Source organism: Pseudomonas sp. ChxA (assembly GCF_030263855.1).
GTDB classification, from domain to species: domain Bacteria; phylum Pseudomonadota; class Gammaproteobacteria; order Pseudomonadales; family Pseudomonadaceae; genus Aquipseudomonas; species Aquipseudomonas fluorescens_CB.
In genome coordinates this window covers 363,784-377,908 of the sequence record NZ_JARPMK010000005.1, presented here as the reverse complement: position 1 = coordinate 377,908, position 14,125 = coordinate 363,784, and the positions used below count along the sequence as shown (strand labels likewise).

Here is a 14,125-nt window from a genome sequence, read left to right as displayed (position 1 = left end):
TCCACCTGAGGAATCGATGACTGAGGCAGCGCGAGCAAGACGGACTTTATGTGCGGGCGGAAGTCCAAATGGCTCCCCGGCCGCCGTCACTTAGCGCCTTATCTGCCCAAGGTAAAGCCTGAAGCATCAAGAGCGTTTGATGGAATGTAGCGAAAGCTGGGTGCGAAAAAGGAAGCCCCCAGTTGGGTTGCAAGGCGTAGTGCCCGACTGCAACATCACCGAATTGCTTTCTACCTGGAATGGTCCAATGAGTGTGCAGGACAGCGTAACCGCCCCTAAAAGCCGGAAGGCGTTGCGGAAGGTTTTCAACACCATCGGCTTTGCCTCCGCAAGCTGGGCTGCCTACGTTGGGGGCTTTGTGGTGTGCTATGTAGCGTTAGAGCCTGTCACTGACCAAATGTCGGTGATGATGCGATTCACTACGTACATGGCTGTTACGGCAGCGATTGCATTGGCTGAGCACCTGTACCTGCAACCCTGGCACGGCTCACGAATGCTGAAGAACATCGCTGAGAAACATGGACCTAAAACTAGCGCTCACATCTACGGCCTGTTTGTGAACGAAGACCCTAATAGACCCCGCATCAATATCCCCGAAATCGCCAAGCAGTACGGCGAGCGTCCATAACCTAGCCTGGGATGGTGAAGTGAATGGAGCCTGCTAAACCCGCACTTGCGCCTTGAAAGGAATGATTGGACATGGAATGCACCTGCTGCAACCACAAGACATCGATCGTCAAATACTTCCCCGATACTGGAATCGTGGCCTGCAGGGTCTGTCAGGATCTTGGCATCGACACCCCTAAACCCACCCTCCGCGGGCTGGGATTCTTGCTGCGGTCAAAATGCGAGACCTGGCCGGAGGGGCACCTCAAGTCGAAAGCTGCTGCACTGATCGAGCACGACCGTGCCCTGCGAAACGGTTAAAAGCCATAGTTAAGGCTTCATAAGCAAAGCACCTATGACCATCTTGCGAGCAGTGCACTGTTCAGAACGGGCACATCCCGCACCACGGAGTTAAACCCACCAATGCGCACCCCTTCCCAAGACTTCATCGTATGGATGAACGCTGAGTTTTACTCGCTTTATCGCGTCGACCAGAATCAAGCCATTTCAGCGGCTAAGAAAAAGGTTAACCAGGTGCAGCCTAAAGAGCAGGCGCAATTGAGAGCGACCCTTGAAGCAATGGCCCGAAAGAACAAAGGTTTTGCCAACATTTTCAACAGGCGTGAGGCATATTTCGTTATAGGGCTGGTGTTGGCTGCAATTGGCACTTACGTCGCTGGAGGGTGGGCAGCCTGCTGCGCCGTCGTGGTCGCCACCGTGACACCTGTTGCAATGTCGTGTATCCACAGTTCCCGTAAAGCAACCGCGACAATTCAACTGATCGCAGCGCTAAAGCAATGATCGACCGCGGCTGTTTATGTCGACGCGGTCTATCCGCCATACCGAGGCTTGACCAGAGTCTCACCCGTAGCCTGGTGATTTTGGACGCCGACTCTGAATATCTCGAAATATCCGCTACACTATAGATTATAGCGTGTCGGATATTTGAGGATATAGCATGAGCATCAGTCAGAAACGCCCTATCTTCCAACGCCCTGCGCTTGCAGAATCTCTGGCACGAGATGTCGCCGGTGAGTCGTTTGTCGATTATAGCTCAGGCCTGTTCCTGGCCGCGCCTCGGCGCACTGGCAAGAGCACTTTCCTCAGAAACGATTTCATCCCCGAATGTGAAACGCGGGGCTGGCTTGCAGTGTATGTCGACCTTTGGGCCAATCGCGAAACTGACCCGGCCGAACTGATAGCTGGAGTGATCGGCTCAGCCCTAGGGGAATTCGATAGCGCCATGAGTAAGGCCGCCAAGAAGATCGGCATCGAGAAGATCAACCTGTTACGGACCCTCAGCTGGGATTTCTCAAAGCCTCACTTGCCGGCGGGCACCACCCTTGCAAAGGCGCTGGACGTGCTTCACCGGGTCTCAGGTCAATTGATCGTACTTATCATTGACGAAGCTCAGCATGCTCTGAACAGCGAGAGTGGGTTGAATACCATGTTCGCCCTCAAGGCTGCGCGTGATCACCTCAACAGCGGCGTGGGGGACGACGGGCTGCGCTTAGTCTTCACTGGCTCGAGTAGAGACAAGTTGGCCAACCTGGTGCTCAAGAGCAAGCAGCCGTTCTACGGCGCCAACATCACTCCATTCCCATTGCTGGGCAAAGACTTTGTCGCGTTCGCAACGGAAATCTGGAATGCCCGCCTCGCATCCAGCAATCAGTTTAGCGTTGAGGATTTAGCTGACGCATTCGACCTTGTTGGACACCGGCCTGAGATGTTGAATCAGCTCCTCACTGAGGTAAGCGTCGGTCTAGGTGAGGCCAGCAACCTTGGCGAGCTACTGCGCACAGGCGCGCTGAACCACCAAGCAGGAGTGTGGAGTGACTACGAGAGCGCCTTTAACGGGCTTTCCCCTATCCAACAAGCGGTTCTTGAGGTCATGGCTGAGCGTGCTATCAGCAAGCAGCCATTCGTGCCCTTCTCAGATCAAACATTTCAGGCCGTGAACCGTAAACTCGAACTCGCACAAGTCGACGCCAACGCCTCAACCCCGAACGTTCAGAAGGCCTTAGACGTGCTGCGGGACAAAGAGCTGGTCTGGAAGGCAAACCGCGGTGAATACGCCCTTGAGGATATCTCTATGGCTACCTGGCTTACCCGCAGCTCCGTTAAGTCATAACTGAACCGCCTGTTGGGGGAAATGTTAAATATTGCCCTGACAGGCTTTCGGTAGCGCTGCACCACCATCAGGCGCCCCAAAGCTGACTGTTCGGTTGGTGGATCTCATCTCATCAGGACAGATCCAAGATAATGGACCGGGCGTAAATCGCCGCACTCTCACAGCGGGAATGGAAATTATCGTCATTGGTAGCTTCTGGCACACATCAGTCGCCTACAACATAGGCACATCAGCTTATGGAGTGCTCGCAATGTCCGTCTACCTTTGGCCCCTCGTATCCCTTCCGGCAGTCATCACCGAACCAGGTGCGTACATCACTCGGGGCGGCGAACGCGTCACGGTAGTCCGTGCAACCCAGCGCCACAGCTTCGACTGCAACGGCTTCTATGGTGAGGATAGTGCGGCGATCGCTGAAAGCTGGCATCGCAGCGGGCGCCTCTATTCGAATGTCGAATGCATAAACGACATCGTTCGGCGGGTGTGAACCAACAAGAAACCAGTCAAACAGCCTACAAGGAAAAGGAATGGCCACCCTGACATTTTGTGACTTCGATGAGGCCCTTGAGGCCGTAGAGAGCGCACCAACAGAGGAGGCTCTTTCCGCACTAATCGACACCATCAACCAGCTGTTTGAAAGCGACTGCCTCGAGGTCACACCTCGGGACTGGGCACACCTCGCATCTGCAACTATGTTCCGCACCACACAACTTCGGGATACGGCACCGCAATAACCAGCCGCGGACAGGACAAATCATGACCAACAATATGCAAAAATGCTGGGAGTGGTTGCATGAGCGGAGTCGATTCGCTTCCGTTCAAATCGACTTCAACCGCGACCACACCTACAAACAACACCGCGCCGTTTGGCACGTGGAAGGCTTCGGCTGGTGCAACGCGAAGGGCCAAAGCTTTGAAGAGGCGGTAATGAACGCTATCAACACTCGCTTTGATACAGAAACTCTGGAATATTTCCCGGCTGAATAACAGGCCAGCCGCAGCAGCCCCTACCTGGCACCTCAGTGACCGTGTCAACTTTCCCATCAACTTCATCGCAGGTGCTTTTTGACAACGATCACATGGGATCTGAAAACCCTCAGCGCCGACACTTTGGTGAGTGACAGCGCAGCGATGGTGCAGACCGGCTACATCGCCCAACGGGATTGGTCACTGAAATCCAAGCTTTGGGTCCCAGTTAAACCCCTCACGTTTGAGCTCTCGCCTATCGTCGCCGTGGGCGCATCCGGAAACGTTCTAGTAAGCAACCTGATTGTTGACTACCTGCTTGACCGGAACCTGCCTGCTGGTACCACTAGGCCTTCAACTCCGCTGGAGGCCGATCTCGCGGCCCACGCAACGGCTATTCTTGGAATCCATAATCAGGACGCATCGTTTCTAATCCTGACTGAAAGTCACTGCTGGCGCCTCAAGGTGTTCCCCGGAAAACCCGTCGATATCAGCGACGTCACTGCCCACCCGACTGCGATCGGTGCAGGTGCCCAAGTTGCGCAGCCGTGCCTGGACGCAGGCCAAAACGGGATCAAGAGCATTATTGAAGCGGCTCGGCACACAGATTCGGAAACCAATTTCTCCATCGACTATGTTGATCGGACGTCCAGTCCCACAATAAAACGGGCGCGGCAGTCATGCACAACCCTCAGAGACCCACAGCGTCTGAATCGGGTGATTACTCGATCCATCGCACTCATCGGTGGGGGGCTCACCGCAGTGGGTGGCATTGCCTTCCAGACTGGCGGGTTTACAGGGGGCGCTCAGATGCTGTTAGTCGCGCTCAGCATGGCTGGGATCGTGGCCACAGTATCCTCGATACTCACATCTCTCTGGGACACCAAAGGAGCCAAATATCACCTGGTGCCTATTGGGGTGATGGCGTTACTGCTAGTTTGGAGTGTGAGTCAGAGCTTTCTTGAGGCACACCGGTTGACACCCCTAATCCTGCTCTACTTCCTCACAGTTTTCGCTCTGATTATGCTGCGGATAAAGTGGCCTTGGGTAAGCCGCCCGCGAAATGCGGTACATCTAGGGGCCAGCTTAACGCTGGGTAGCTTGCTCGCCGCGCTGACACTCTTTTCTCAAGCCCCCTACGACTGGCCCTTGCTTATTGCAGGCACGATCGGCGTTAGTCTTGGGTACACGGCAACTCTGCTGACGGTCAACTACATGATCCGAAACTTCTCCCGCCACCAGGTAATCATTGAGCGAATTCAAGAGAGTCAGAATCCTTAGTCAGGAATTTAATACCCCCGCTCAGGCAAGATCCTCGGACGTGCACAGCACAAGGGCTATTCGAGCAAATGAATTCAGGAAAGATATTGGCTGTGGGATGTTTCGGCGTGATTCTGATTGCCCTCGGCTTTGATATTGCAGTCACCCGCCCCTTCGCAACGATGTATTTCGTCGGTTCAAACCCCGCCTGGGGCTTTGGTCCGAGGGAGCTTGCACACTGCGTGGGGTTCGCAGGCTGCACCCTGGTAGGGTGGGCTTTGATCCGGTCGTTTTCCACGCAACGAGGCCGTCGCGCCAACCTTATGGTCGCATTGGCGGGCCTGTGTGGATTTCCTCTGTTCCTGTCATGGCCCACTTGGATGCCTTTCCAGATGGAGCATGGCTTGCGAAAGTTCATCTGCACCATCGTCATCCCTTTCTACCTCATAGGCTCAGTCATGTTGCGGCAGTATGTGAGGGACTGGCCTTCACTTACCCGGCCGACGCAAGCGGCGCTCATGAGTGCAGGAATGATGTGGATTTGGTCACTCACATGGGAGGTGGGGATCCAGCCTCACGAATATGTTTATGAAGGTCCTCCTCGGGGATACATCCAGTGGGCACAGCTGCTTTCCGACTTCGTAGGCATATGGGTCCCAGCATTGGGGTTGATTGGCCTGCGCCACCACATAGCAAACGACACCCCATCTGCGGTTTCGAAGAGCGCAGCCTTGTAGATTCCCTAGCGATCCAGAAGTGGTGCCTGCTTCTGGCACACGCAAAGGCCACCCATGATTGCTCCATTGAACAACTCAAGTCTCTGGAGACAAATTATGAACGCAGCATTCCGTGAAGCCCTCGCCGCCCGCTTCCTGTGGACGGACTACCTCGTTCTCGAAGCCATTGGAGCATCGGAACCTCAGGTCGATACCGCGTACCAGGCCGCTTGCAACGCAGTAGATGAGCTCGCTTCGAACGACGTGCTTTCCCACCGCCACTACGGCCCTGTTGCCCCTCTCCTGCTGCAGGATGTTCCCTTGCTGGAGGACCATTACAATCTCGCGTACGAGATGTATTCAGAGCTCTACTACAAGAACTATCACGACGGATCTATCGAGGTGATGCAGTCGCACTGGCTACCACCAGTCAAACCGCTGGACCTTCCCTATTCCCAATGGATGGCCGCAGTTACTCGCGCGATTGCCGATCTGATGCAAATGACCTGTGCCGAAGCCGCGGTTGCTACGTATTCCTTTGATGAGGACTTTTTCCATTCATGGAGAAACCAGGACCTGCCAGCTGTTGCAGCTGAAAAGATCCATGAGTCTTACAAGCGCCATATCGGTGGGCTGGGTGAAATCGAGCTCGAAGAGTTCATGCATGAGGTTGCCCGGGATCTTGAAGATGTCCGCCAGCAAGAAGACCACCACTTACGTTGCGATTGCACCGACCATTCTTAAGTCGGAGTCGCCGGCTAACTCCGGTTCAATTCCTCTGTAAGCGGCTGAATAGCTGGGGGCGGACTTAGGAAGGAGAACGGACATCCACCAGCAGGAAATGTCCGTTTCCCGCCACATCCCCAGTCAGGCACGTCGCGCAACCCCTGTGAAAGTATAGAAAAGCCGTTATCCTAGCCACGATCCGAATCCCGCTGCTGGTTACCAATGTCCAAGAATCGTGGCAACGAATACCGCTACCAGATCCTGAGGTCTGAAGCACGCAAGGCAGCCCAGGCGCTGGCGCACTCAAACGAGAACCTTAAGGCCCGGGGAATAGACACTACTCAAATCCGCTTCGATAGCATCACGCCAGTGGAGATCGAAGCCTCGGACCTTTGGGGTGATGAGGCTACCCTCTATCCTTGGTACGATGTGCATCATTGGAAGCAGGACGACACGCGCGGCTTCGATCTTTCGCTATGGTTTGGTCAGGAGCTCTGTGGGCTCTGCTACGCCACACCTCGAAAGAGCAAGATCTGCATCAAGATCGTGATTCTCGAGGGCAAGCCAGACAAGTCGCACCCCCTACGAGGTGCCGTGGCTGCGCTGGCGCTGACCGCAATCGAGAACTACGCCCTTATGATCGGTTGTACGGAGATCGAGGTCCAGGAGCCTGCAGCAGGTGCTATCCCGGTATATGAGAGCCTGGGGTTCGCCTTCGATCCGACGGACCGGCTTGTCATCTCTATTGAGCAGTAATACTATCCACCTAAATCCCGATACCCGAGAGGTGTCTATGCAGAAGCCAAAGCACGAACCGAAACCAATGATGGCAGCACGCTTCCAAGCAGAAGCTCGTGCGGTCCTTGCTAATCGTTCCGTGAAAGCCAGCCGTTTTCTGGACGTAGCAATGTCCAAAGGCCGTGATTTCGAGCCCGTTGGCCGCCTCGCTGGCTGACAAGCATCATTGATTTCCAAAGAGCTGCCCTGACGGGCGGCTTTTTTTGTGGTGCGCCAGGCATGGCGCGTAGCGCCGTGACTGGCGCTGTTTAGCTCACTGTGGTGGTGAGCCAAACGACTTGGAGGTGAAAGTCCTCTACACACCCGGCAAGGGGAAGTGTTAGCCAGAGGTAAGGGTGTCGCGGGTGACTGCGAATCTGAAGGAAGCCCGAGGCAAAATGCTGGCCTGACGAACAGGAAGCGGATGAGGCGGCACAGCGGGGTAAGACGGCCACAATCGTCAAAGCCCGATACTTGCACGGAACGCTGTGACGTAGATCCGACAGGCATAAGCAGGAAGGTCGCGCGAATTACCCTGGGAGATCTGTTTAGCCTGCCATGTGCTACCGGCGTCGCGAGATGACGGGATGGGCGAACAGAAGTCAGCCGAGGCCGTAGTAGTTGCTCGAACCGGAGTAATGAAGGGCTGAACCTGCCATGAGTGGATAGTCGGGTGTGATCTCTGTTGGAGCGTAAAGCAGAAACTCCGCGTAGCGGGGGTCGAGACCATCAGGAGGTAGGAGCCGGAAGCTCCGAGGGCCGGTCTGGGCGCTTAGATACCACAGGCGACACATCAACGGAACCAAACTCGCTGACGTTATTTGTCAGTAGGCAGGAACCGCCGTATACGGAACCGTACGTACGGTGGTGTGAGAGGACGGCGGCTGTGAGGCCGCCTCCTACTCGATCCTGCAATTCACAATACCCCCGGCCGGGTTCGTGGATCCTCCATAAGCATGCTTCTGGCACGCTTGCGAACGCCTCAATATTGCCCTCATCAACTTCCAAGAGTGTGGAGAGATCATGAGCAAGGCTGAAGAAAGAACAATGAAATCACTGCGAAACCGGTGGGCTCAGGGCAAGGCGACGGCAAAGCAGGTCCGCCTGTGCATGGACCTGGAACAAAAGGCTCGGGTTGAGCAGCTGAAATCCCCACTCTGAATCCCAACCAACTGGCTGTACTGGCCGGCCCCGGCTATTCAAGGTAGGAATTATGAGTAAGTTAGCAGCGCTGTTGGGCCCCGCGGACGAGAAGACGCCGTATCAGCGTGGACGTGAAGCAGGCCAGAAGGGAGACCCGGGGCCAGCCTTCCCCAATCCGGATTCGACCTGGGAAGACCGATTGTACGCCCGCGGTTGGTCACGAGGCGCAGATGATCGGGCTGGCAAACGGAGTTAGTTGCCGTCCACCAAAAAAGGGGCCCATGCGGCTCTTTTTTCGTAAAGAGGGTTCTGGCACAGGGTAAGTGGCAACAAGATGGCCATATCAAATTCAGCTCATGCAAGGAAATCAATATGGCTACCGCCCACACCATCACACTCGCTTCGGGACTGGCGGTGCCTGTCGTGCAGTACAACTCGACCATCAACGGTAAAGGGTTCTACGTCAGCTTCAACGACCACGACATGTGGATCTATGGCTGCGACACCACTGCGCTAGTGCGTGATCAAATGGATGGGTTCTACATCCTCAATGGTGATCACCGCGCAGCCTACTCAGCGCTTATCTCGCAAGGCTTTGAAGCGTGCATGGATTACTTCAAATCCAACATCGGGATCGCAAACAAACGTAGCGACCTCCCGCCGCAAGCTGCCTGAGCCTGATCATCCCACCCTCACGCCCGGGCTCGCCTGGGTCTCAAGGAATCAAAACATGAACCCTAGTCAGACCATGAGTATTCAATCCCTCAAAAGCAACTTGATCGGTGTTATGCCGGTCCTCGATGCGAACCTAGCCGCTGCGCACAGTGAGTACATGGCCGGCGCCATACCTGCCGGTGCTTTTCACTATGTACGTTCACGTCATCTGACTGCCTGCGCAGTAGTCTCCCGCGATGACCTTGAGGCCGTAGACGCTTACAAGGCATGCGCGTTCTTAGCGATAGATCTGCGCAATGGAATCAAGGAGCTGACCGAGAGTGTGAAGGACCAGGTAGATGCTTGGTGGCAGTGTTATCGAGATGCGGGTTTTACGGAGCTTCACCCGTTTTTCGAAGCACCTATGCTGCCTTCTACGCCTATCAATTGAGCCATTTCATCAAATTCCAACCCGGTGCCAATGAGACACGGGTTGAGTTCCTTGAAATCAATTAGGTCTGAGTGCCGGCACCAACCTGACCAAGTCCAGCCTCCCCATCAACCGCGCGTAATCCTCCGACCACTGACAGTAGTTCTGTGCGTCACCGTCACCCTCCCCGATCAGCACCAACTGGTGATACACAAGCCCGGTCATCATCGGTAAGTGCCGGACTACTGGAGTGTGCTGCTTGCCGGAAAAATAGACCGACTCAGCAAAACTCAGAAGCTCAGATGGGTTTTGGCTTTTGCGATGCTGAGAAGGAAGGATAGTGGTGTCAATGACACACCCATTCTCCAAGGTGATCCAGGCATGAGCATTTATCGGCCGGCCTACAGGACGCCCATCCTGAAAGTCCAACCCATAGCCCCCGGCAACGTCGCGCTGCAGCTGCTCTAGGTCAAGGCCCACATAGAGGCCATCAACCAGCTCGATGTCTCCAACAGTGACGGTATGCCGGACACCCAACTCAAGCAGGATGTATGACAGCTCACGGGCGACTCTGAAGCATTTCCCTGGCAGCACGTCGGTATGCGGGAGAAACTCCGAGAAGTCACGAGCGATCGCATCAACAATCTGAGGTATGTCGATCTTCAACCCTGGAGTGATCCTCAGCGGGTAGTTCGACAATCCACCTGCAATCCCATCGGTCCGCACCATGGCTACCTTGAAAGCGTCTATGTACTCGTGCATTGGTACTTGCTCCGGCGATTCAGTGTCAATGGGCGATGACGATACAGATCGACCAAGGATCAAGCGACCCCAGCACACCTTTCCCTAGGCTGGATAACGACCGCATTGGTACCCCGCCTGAGGCATTGGAAGTTCGATTAGGCGGGCATTCCAAACGTTGGGGCGGCAGCCTTATTTTCCCCTTGGGAGGTTCTGGCACACTTAATACCCCCTGATGATGGTTCCACTGTCCAAACAGACTCGGAGCCTCAACCATGAACCCAGCATTTCAAGAAGCCCTCGCCGCCCGCTTGCTCTGGATCAATGTCGCTGCTTTTGCTGGCATCGAAGGGTGCGAGGCTCAAACCGAAGCCGCCTTGGAGGCTGCCTACAACGCGGTGCACGATCTTGCGTCGAATGATGTTCTGACCTACCGCCACTATGGCCCCTGCGTGCCAATCATGCTTCAAGACATCCCTGAGCTGGCAGACCAATACAGCCTTGCTCACGAGCTCTATACAGAACTGCATGAAACCAACGTTAAGAGCGGATCGATTGGCAGGCTCTCAGCAAGTTGGTTGCAACCTGAGCCACATGAACACTTCCCTTACACAAGCTGGCTTGCTGCGGTCGATATGGCTATCGCTCAACTCATGGACGCTCGTGTCGGCACGGTCGCACACATTCGGCAAGGGCATTACCGCACAGTGATGCACCAATGGTCACATGGAGAGTCGCCGGTCGACACGGCAGAGGAATGCATTGATGCCTACGAGTGCAACCAGGAAATGTTGGAGGAGGAAGCCCACCGCGCGTACTGCCAGGACCTTCACGATACCTATGCGTCGATTGAAGCAGATCTCTGGGCCGGATGGCGTGAGGAGTGTGAAGACCTGGGGCTTGCGGCCTAACACCGGCGGCGAGCGATTCAATTCGTCAGACCCAACCTGCGGAAACCGATTGCGCAGCCTTCGGCTCACATCTGGGATTCAGCCCGTGCTTACTCATCATTCTGACTGGATGGGGCTTCTGGCACGCTGAATCCTCTACGAATATGGGGTCAATCAAATGCGACCCTTCATAAAGGAAATCACCCATGAGCGCCCACACCCCGGACTATCGACCCACCATCGGCCAGACCTTGTTTATGGGATTCATGGACGACCAGCCCTACGTTGTAACGGTAACCGGCTTCCACCAAGACGCCCGCTTTTCGAGTGAGCAGATCGAATTCACTGTCGGCAAAGACGGCAAGCCCCACTCCTCGAGCATTAATCTGTACAAGTTCTACCCAGATGCCCCGATCGACAGCAAGTACGTCTACTGCGTTGTGCAATCGTCATTTGATGGGCGGGAGCTTCTAGAGGTGGAGGAATCGTACTTTTTCAGTGAATCCAGCGCGTTCGAATTCAAGGCAGGTCTGGAATCTGGCGCGATAGGCTCCCGGTTGGATTTGCATGACAAAGACCGGACGTTCCGTGTTCAGGTCGAGATGGTGTAAGCCTGAGTTGAAAAGGTTGTGGTTGTATTTCGGCTTCCACCGACATGCTGGCCACATGAAAGAACGGACACTAATTGTCCCTAAATACGGATTACAGCAATGGCACGTCAGATCAGCGAATTCGAGCAGCAACTAAATAATCTCATCAAGCCACTGCGCACCGCGCGCTGGTCCGCGGATTACCGCTGGGATGGCTTGGAGCGGGCCCTGATTGGTCTCGGCGAAGATTATGGTGGACTGGAGCTAATTCCGGACTTCCAGCGCGGACATGTTTGGACGCCCGAGCAGCAAGCTCACTACATCGAAAACTGCTTGCGCGGCGTTGTACCTGTCAGCGGGTTGCTTATCCAGTTCAACAGCGCTAGCTGGAATAATATCGCCAAAGCAGATACCGATCTCCCGCCTGGGTTGCAGTGCGTTGACGGGCTGCAGCGTTTCACTGCAATCACTGAGTTCGTCAAAGGAAACGTGAAGCCATTCGGGCTCACTGCTAAGGAGTTGCTGGGCACCGCGTACAGCGCACGAAAATTCTACGTGAAGGTCGCAGTCTACGACTTCACCAGTCGCGAGCAACTGCTTACTCAATACCTAGACCTGAACGCGGGCGGCACGCCGCATAGCGCGAAGGAAATTCAACGTGTGCGTGCACTGCTGGAACAGGCCAAGCAAGCCGTCGACCCCAACTAACCGGACGCCCCAAACTGGTAACGGTGGAAATGGCGGTGATGTTTCCGCTTCTGGCACACAGCCAAGCAAGGCAGCATAGAGGTAATGATTTCAGCCGAGGATACCGAAATGACAGCCTACGCTCCTGTGCCACCCGCAAAACCCCAAGCACTCTCCGGATTCGTACAAATCTACCTTGAGGAACTGGACGGGCCAGCCCTGGACTGGGCTGTTGCTCAAGCGGCCGGGATCAAGGTTCAGATCGAGAGCCCTCAACACCAGAACCTCGCACGCGCCTATCGCGTTACCTCACGGGGCTTAATCCCGTTCCGTCCGAGCACAGACTGGGCTCATGCCGGCCCATTGCTGCGCGAATACCAGGTGGCGCTCAACCCAGAGGCTCACTACGGGGACGAAGGTACTGAGACTTCCGAGCGTTGGATTGCAAATATCTACTACAGCGGAGGCGATCAATACACCACCGAGCCTGCGCGTAACGAGCTCGTAGCGCTTTGCCGTGCTGTGGTTGTCACAAAGTTTGGGGACTGGGTCAGTGTGCCGGTTGAATTGAGTGTGGCACCGGAACCTGGCTATCCGAGAACTGACGCTGCCGAACTTTGAAATCCAGGCGAGGGGTCTATACGTCGGGCACTGTTGAAAATGCACCACTTCAGCGGGTTGCCAGCAAATCAGCGGGAGACCGTCTATTGGGTACCAGTCCCCCAGGCCGCCGTCTATTGGGTGCCCGGAACACCGTCTATTAGGTACTCGGACGACCGTCTATTGGGTACAAATCCCTCAGGCACTGTCTATTGGGTGACCGCACCGTCCGAGCACAGAATGGGCTCAAGCCGGCCCATTGATGCGCGACTACCAGGTGGCGTTTACCCAGAAGCTCACAACGGGGCCGAAGGTACTGAGACCTCCGAGCGCTGGATTGCAAACATCTACTACTGCGGCGATCAATACACTACCGAGCCTGCACGCAACGAGTTGGTAGCGCTCTGCCGTGCCGTCGTCGTCACCAAGTTTGGCGACTGGGTCAGTGTGCCGGTTGAACTGAGTGCGAGTCCGGAGCCTGCCTTTCGAACCTCCAGTTCCGCCAATCAATGAACCCTTGGCCCACGGAAAACTCCATGGTGATTTTCAAAGAGCGACTCTCATTCTGAGTTAAATTGGAAGCTTGGCTTTGGCCGCTAATGATGGATTAGACATGACTGAAATTGTTCCGACGCAAGAAACCACGGAAACACCCCCACGTCGATCGCTCATCCTCGCCGCTATCACGGGATTCAATCTGTATTTGATTAGTGGTATTACAGCCCTCTGGCATGTCCTGCCCCAAGCAGTAACCCAATATTTTCTTGGGATGACCCTGCTTGTCTGGATTATCCAAGCCTCGGCGGGACTTGTTTACGAGCGGTATTACCAGAAGGGCACGGATAGAGCCCTTTGGGTCGCGATGCTAGTGTTTTACGGGCTGATTTATGTCTTCGCCACTCTCGGTTCAAACGTACAGATTCCAAAGCCTCCTGAAGGCTTTTCTACTTTCTATGTAGTCAGCGAACTCATCATCATTGGAATGGGCTGGATCGCTTCTGAGCTTACTCGATGGACTGTCTGGGGAGATTTTCGCCTCCGCATAATAGGGCTTTAACAAATTCCTCTCATGCTTCAGCCCGGCATGTCTAGGCCTTTTCATTTCCCATAAGCCGGAGCGTGACTGACTCAAATCCTGGGACAGGATTCATAGCGCCAGCATTAGGTAAAAACTCTGTCCCAGTTGGTTCTGGCACACGCAAAGTATCCTG

Annotated in this window: 20 protein-coding genes; 19 read left to right on the top strand and 1 reads right to left on the bottom strand. The window is 55.0% G+C overall.

Going from position 1 to position 14,125, the window contains the following annotated elements; translation table 11 throughout:
* Positions 1–139 precede the first annotated feature (139 nt).
* The 14 genes from P5706_RS36650 to P5706_RS36585 all read left to right on the top strand — a co-directional run bounded on the left by P5706_RS36650 (position 140) and on the right by P5706_RS36585 (position 9,427).
* Complete coding sequence (locus P5706_RS36650; RefSeq protein ID WP_285685570.1) at positions 140–628, top strand: hypothetical protein; 489 nt, start codon at positions 140–142, stop codon at positions 626–628.
* A gap of 71 nt (positions 629–699) precedes the next feature.
* The gene (locus P5706_RS36645; protein ID WP_078466082.1) at positions 700–927 is read left to right on the top strand and encodes a hypothetical protein; all 228 of its coding nucleotides are present in this window, start codon (positions 700–702) and stop codon (positions 925–927) included.
* A gap of 102 nt (positions 928–1,029) precedes the next feature.
* Positions 1,030–1,407, top strand: coding sequence for a hypothetical protein (locus P5706_RS36640; protein WP_078466081.1), 378 nt, complete (start codon positions 1,030–1,032; stop codon positions 1,405–1,407).
* Positions 1,408–1,564: 157 nt separating this feature from the next.
* On the top strand, positions 1,565–2,737 hold the full coding sequence (locus tag P5706_RS36635) for an ATP-binding protein (protein WP_233100507.1): 1,173 nt from the start codon (positions 1,565–1,567) through the stop codon (positions 2,735–2,737).
* A 250-nt stretch (positions 2,738–2,987) separates the two neighbouring features.
* Entirely contained in the window at positions 2,988–3,221 is a 234-nt protein-coding gene (locus P5706_RS36630) for a hypothetical protein (protein ID WP_078466080.1), read from the top strand.
* Positions 3,222–3,261: 40 nt separating this feature from the next.
* Positions 3,262–3,468, top strand: coding sequence for a hypothetical protein (locus P5706_RS36625; RefSeq protein ID WP_078466079.1), 207 nt, complete (start codon positions 3,262–3,264; stop codon positions 3,466–3,468).
* 22 nt (positions 3,469–3,490) lie between these two features.
* Positions 3,491–3,721 carry a hypothetical protein gene (locus tag P5706_RS36620; protein ID WP_078466078.1) on the top strand — a complete coding sequence of 77 codons (231 nt, stop codon included), beginning with the start codon at positions 3,491–3,493 and terminating at the stop codon, positions 3,719–3,721.
* Between the two features lie 78 nt (positions 3,722–3,799).
* Entirely contained in the window at positions 3,800–4,981 is a 1,182-nt protein-coding gene (locus P5706_RS36615) for a hypothetical protein (RefSeq protein ID WP_078466077.1), read from the top strand.
* 107 nt (positions 4,982–5,088) lie between these two features.
* Positions 5,089–5,697 (top strand): hypothetical protein, encoded by a 609-nt coding sequence (locus P5706_RS36610; protein ID WP_181087045.1) that lies wholly within the window; start codon positions 5,089–5,091, stop codon positions 5,695–5,697.
* A gap of 96 nt (positions 5,698–5,793) precedes the next feature.
* Complete coding sequence (locus P5706_RS36605) at positions 5,794–6,420, top strand: hypothetical protein (RefSeq protein ID WP_078466075.1); 627 nt, start codon at positions 5,794–5,796, stop codon at positions 6,418–6,420.
* A 204-nt stretch (positions 6,421–6,624) separates the two neighbouring features.
* Entirely contained in the window at positions 6,625–7,158 is a 534-nt protein-coding gene (locus P5706_RS36600; RefSeq protein WP_011923042.1) for an N-acetyltransferase, read from the top strand.
* Between the two features lie 1,044 nt (positions 7,159–8,202).
* The gene (locus P5706_RS36595; protein WP_161952151.1) at positions 8,203–8,340 is read left to right on the top strand and encodes a hypothetical protein; all 138 of its coding nucleotides are present in this window, start codon (positions 8,203–8,205) and stop codon (positions 8,338–8,340) included.
* 354 nt (positions 8,341–8,694) lie between these two features.
* Entirely contained in the window at positions 8,695–8,997 is a 303-nt protein-coding gene (locus P5706_RS36590; protein ID WP_078466073.1) for a hypothetical protein, read from the top strand.
* A 55-nt stretch (positions 8,998–9,052) separates the two neighbouring features.
* Positions 9,053–9,427, top strand: coding sequence for a hypothetical protein (locus P5706_RS36585; RefSeq protein ID WP_078466072.1), 375 nt, complete (start codon positions 9,053–9,055; stop codon positions 9,425–9,427).
* A 57-nt stretch (positions 9,428–9,484) separates the two neighbouring features.
* On the opposite strand, the gene P5706_RS36580 is transcribed toward P5706_RS36585, so the two are convergent.
* Positions 9,485–10,168 (bottom strand): hypothetical protein, encoded by a 684-nt coding sequence (locus tag P5706_RS36580; protein WP_078466071.1) that lies wholly within the window; start codon positions 10,166–10,168, stop codon positions 9,485–9,487.
* A gap of 254 nt (positions 10,169–10,422) precedes the next feature.
* Here P5706_RS36580 and P5706_RS36575 point away from each other — a divergent pair, with 254 nt between their 5' ends.
* The 5 genes from P5706_RS36575 to P5706_RS36555 all read left to right on the top strand — a co-directional run bounded on the left by P5706_RS36575 (position 10,423) and on the right by P5706_RS36555 (position 13,971).
* Entirely contained in the window at positions 10,423–11,058 is a 636-nt protein-coding gene (locus tag P5706_RS36575; protein ID WP_078466070.1) for a hypothetical protein, read from the top strand.
* 185 nt (positions 11,059–11,243) lie between these two features.
* Positions 11,244–11,648: a hypothetical protein gene (locus P5706_RS36570; RefSeq protein ID WP_078466069.1), complete on the top strand. Its 405-nt coding sequence runs from the start codon at positions 11,244–11,246 to the stop codon at positions 11,646–11,648.
* A 99-nt stretch (positions 11,649–11,747) separates the two neighbouring features.
* Positions 11,748–12,335, top strand: coding sequence for a DUF262 domain-containing protein (locus P5706_RS36565; RefSeq protein WP_285685559.1), 588 nt, complete (start codon positions 11,748–11,750; stop codon positions 12,333–12,335).
* A 108-nt stretch (positions 12,336–12,443) separates the two neighbouring features.
* The gene (locus P5706_RS36560) at positions 12,444–12,935 is read left to right on the top strand and encodes a phage protein NinX family protein (protein WP_078466161.1); all 492 of its coding nucleotides are present in this window, start codon (positions 12,444–12,446) and stop codon (positions 12,933–12,935) included.
* 592 nt (positions 12,936–13,527) lie between these two features.
* Complete coding sequence (locus tag P5706_RS36555; protein ID WP_078466067.1) at positions 13,528–13,971, top strand: hypothetical protein; 444 nt, start codon at positions 13,528–13,530, stop codon at positions 13,969–13,971.
* Positions 13,972–14,125: the final 154 nt, after the last annotated feature.

Excerpts from the sequence above, each read along its gene's own strand:
- P5706_RS36600 (WP_011923042.1), top strand. The coding sequence starts at position 6,625 with ATGTCCAAGAATCGTGGCAACGAATACCGCTACCAGATCCTGAGGTCT.
- P5706_RS36570 (WP_078466069.1), top strand. The coding sequence starts at position 11,244 with ATGAGCGCCCACACCCCGGACTATCGACCCACCATCGGCCAGACCTTG.
- P5706_RS36650 (WP_285685570.1), top strand. The coding sequence starts at position 140 with ATGGAATGTAGCGAAAGCTGGGTGCGAAAAAGGAAGCCCCCAGTTGGG.
- P5706_RS36635 (WP_233100507.1), top strand. The coding sequence starts at position 1,565 with ATGAGCATCAGTCAGAAACGCCCTATCTTCCAACGCCCTGCGCTTGCA.
- P5706_RS36580 (WP_078466071.1), bottom strand. The coding sequence starts at position 10,168 with ATGCACGAGTACATAGACGCTTTCAAGGTAGCCATGGTGCGGACCGAT.
- P5706_RS36575 (WP_078466070.1), top strand. The coding sequence starts at position 10,423 with ATGAACCCAGCATTTCAAGAAGCCCTCGCCGCCCGCTTGCTCTGGATC.
- P5706_RS36620 (WP_078466078.1), top strand. The coding sequence starts at position 3,491 with ATGACCAACAATATGCAAAAATGCTGGGAGTGGTTGCATGAGCGGAGT.
- P5706_RS36555 (WP_078466067.1), top strand. The coding sequence starts at position 13,528 with ATGACTGAAATTGTTCCGACGCAAGAAACCACGGAAACACCCCCACGT.
- P5706_RS36590 (WP_078466073.1), top strand. The coding sequence starts at position 8,695 with ATGGCTACCGCCCACACCATCACACTCGCTTCGGGACTGGCGGTGCCT.
- P5706_RS36560 (WP_078466161.1), top strand. The coding sequence starts at position 12,444 with ATGACAGCCTACGCTCCTGTGCCACCCGCAAAACCCCAAGCACTCTCC.
- P5706_RS36585 (WP_078466072.1), top strand. The coding sequence starts at position 9,053 with ATGAACCCTAGTCAGACCATGAGTATTCAATCCCTCAAAAGCAACTTG.
- P5706_RS36630 (WP_078466080.1), top strand. The coding sequence starts at position 2,988 with ATGTCCGTCTACCTTTGGCCCCTCGTATCCCTTCCGGCAGTCATCACC.
- P5706_RS36565 (WP_285685559.1), top strand. The coding sequence starts at position 11,748 with ATGGCACGTCAGATCAGCGAATTCGAGCAGCAACTAAATAATCTCATC.
- P5706_RS36640 (WP_078466081.1), top strand. The coding sequence starts at position 1,030 with ATGCGCACCCCTTCCCAAGACTTCATCGTATGGATGAACGCTGAGTTT.
- P5706_RS36625 (WP_078466079.1), top strand. The coding sequence starts at position 3,262 with ATGGCCACCCTGACATTTTGTGACTTCGATGAGGCCCTTGAGGCCGTA.
- P5706_RS36595 (WP_161952151.1), top strand. The coding sequence starts at position 8,203 with ATGAGCAAGGCTGAAGAAAGAACAATGAAATCACTGCGAAACCGGTGG.
- P5706_RS36605 (WP_078466075.1), top strand. The coding sequence starts at position 5,794 with ATGAACGCAGCATTCCGTGAAGCCCTCGCCGCCCGCTTCCTGTGGACG.
- P5706_RS36645 (WP_078466082.1), top strand. The coding sequence starts at position 700 with ATGGAATGCACCTGCTGCAACCACAAGACATCGATCGTCAAATACTTC.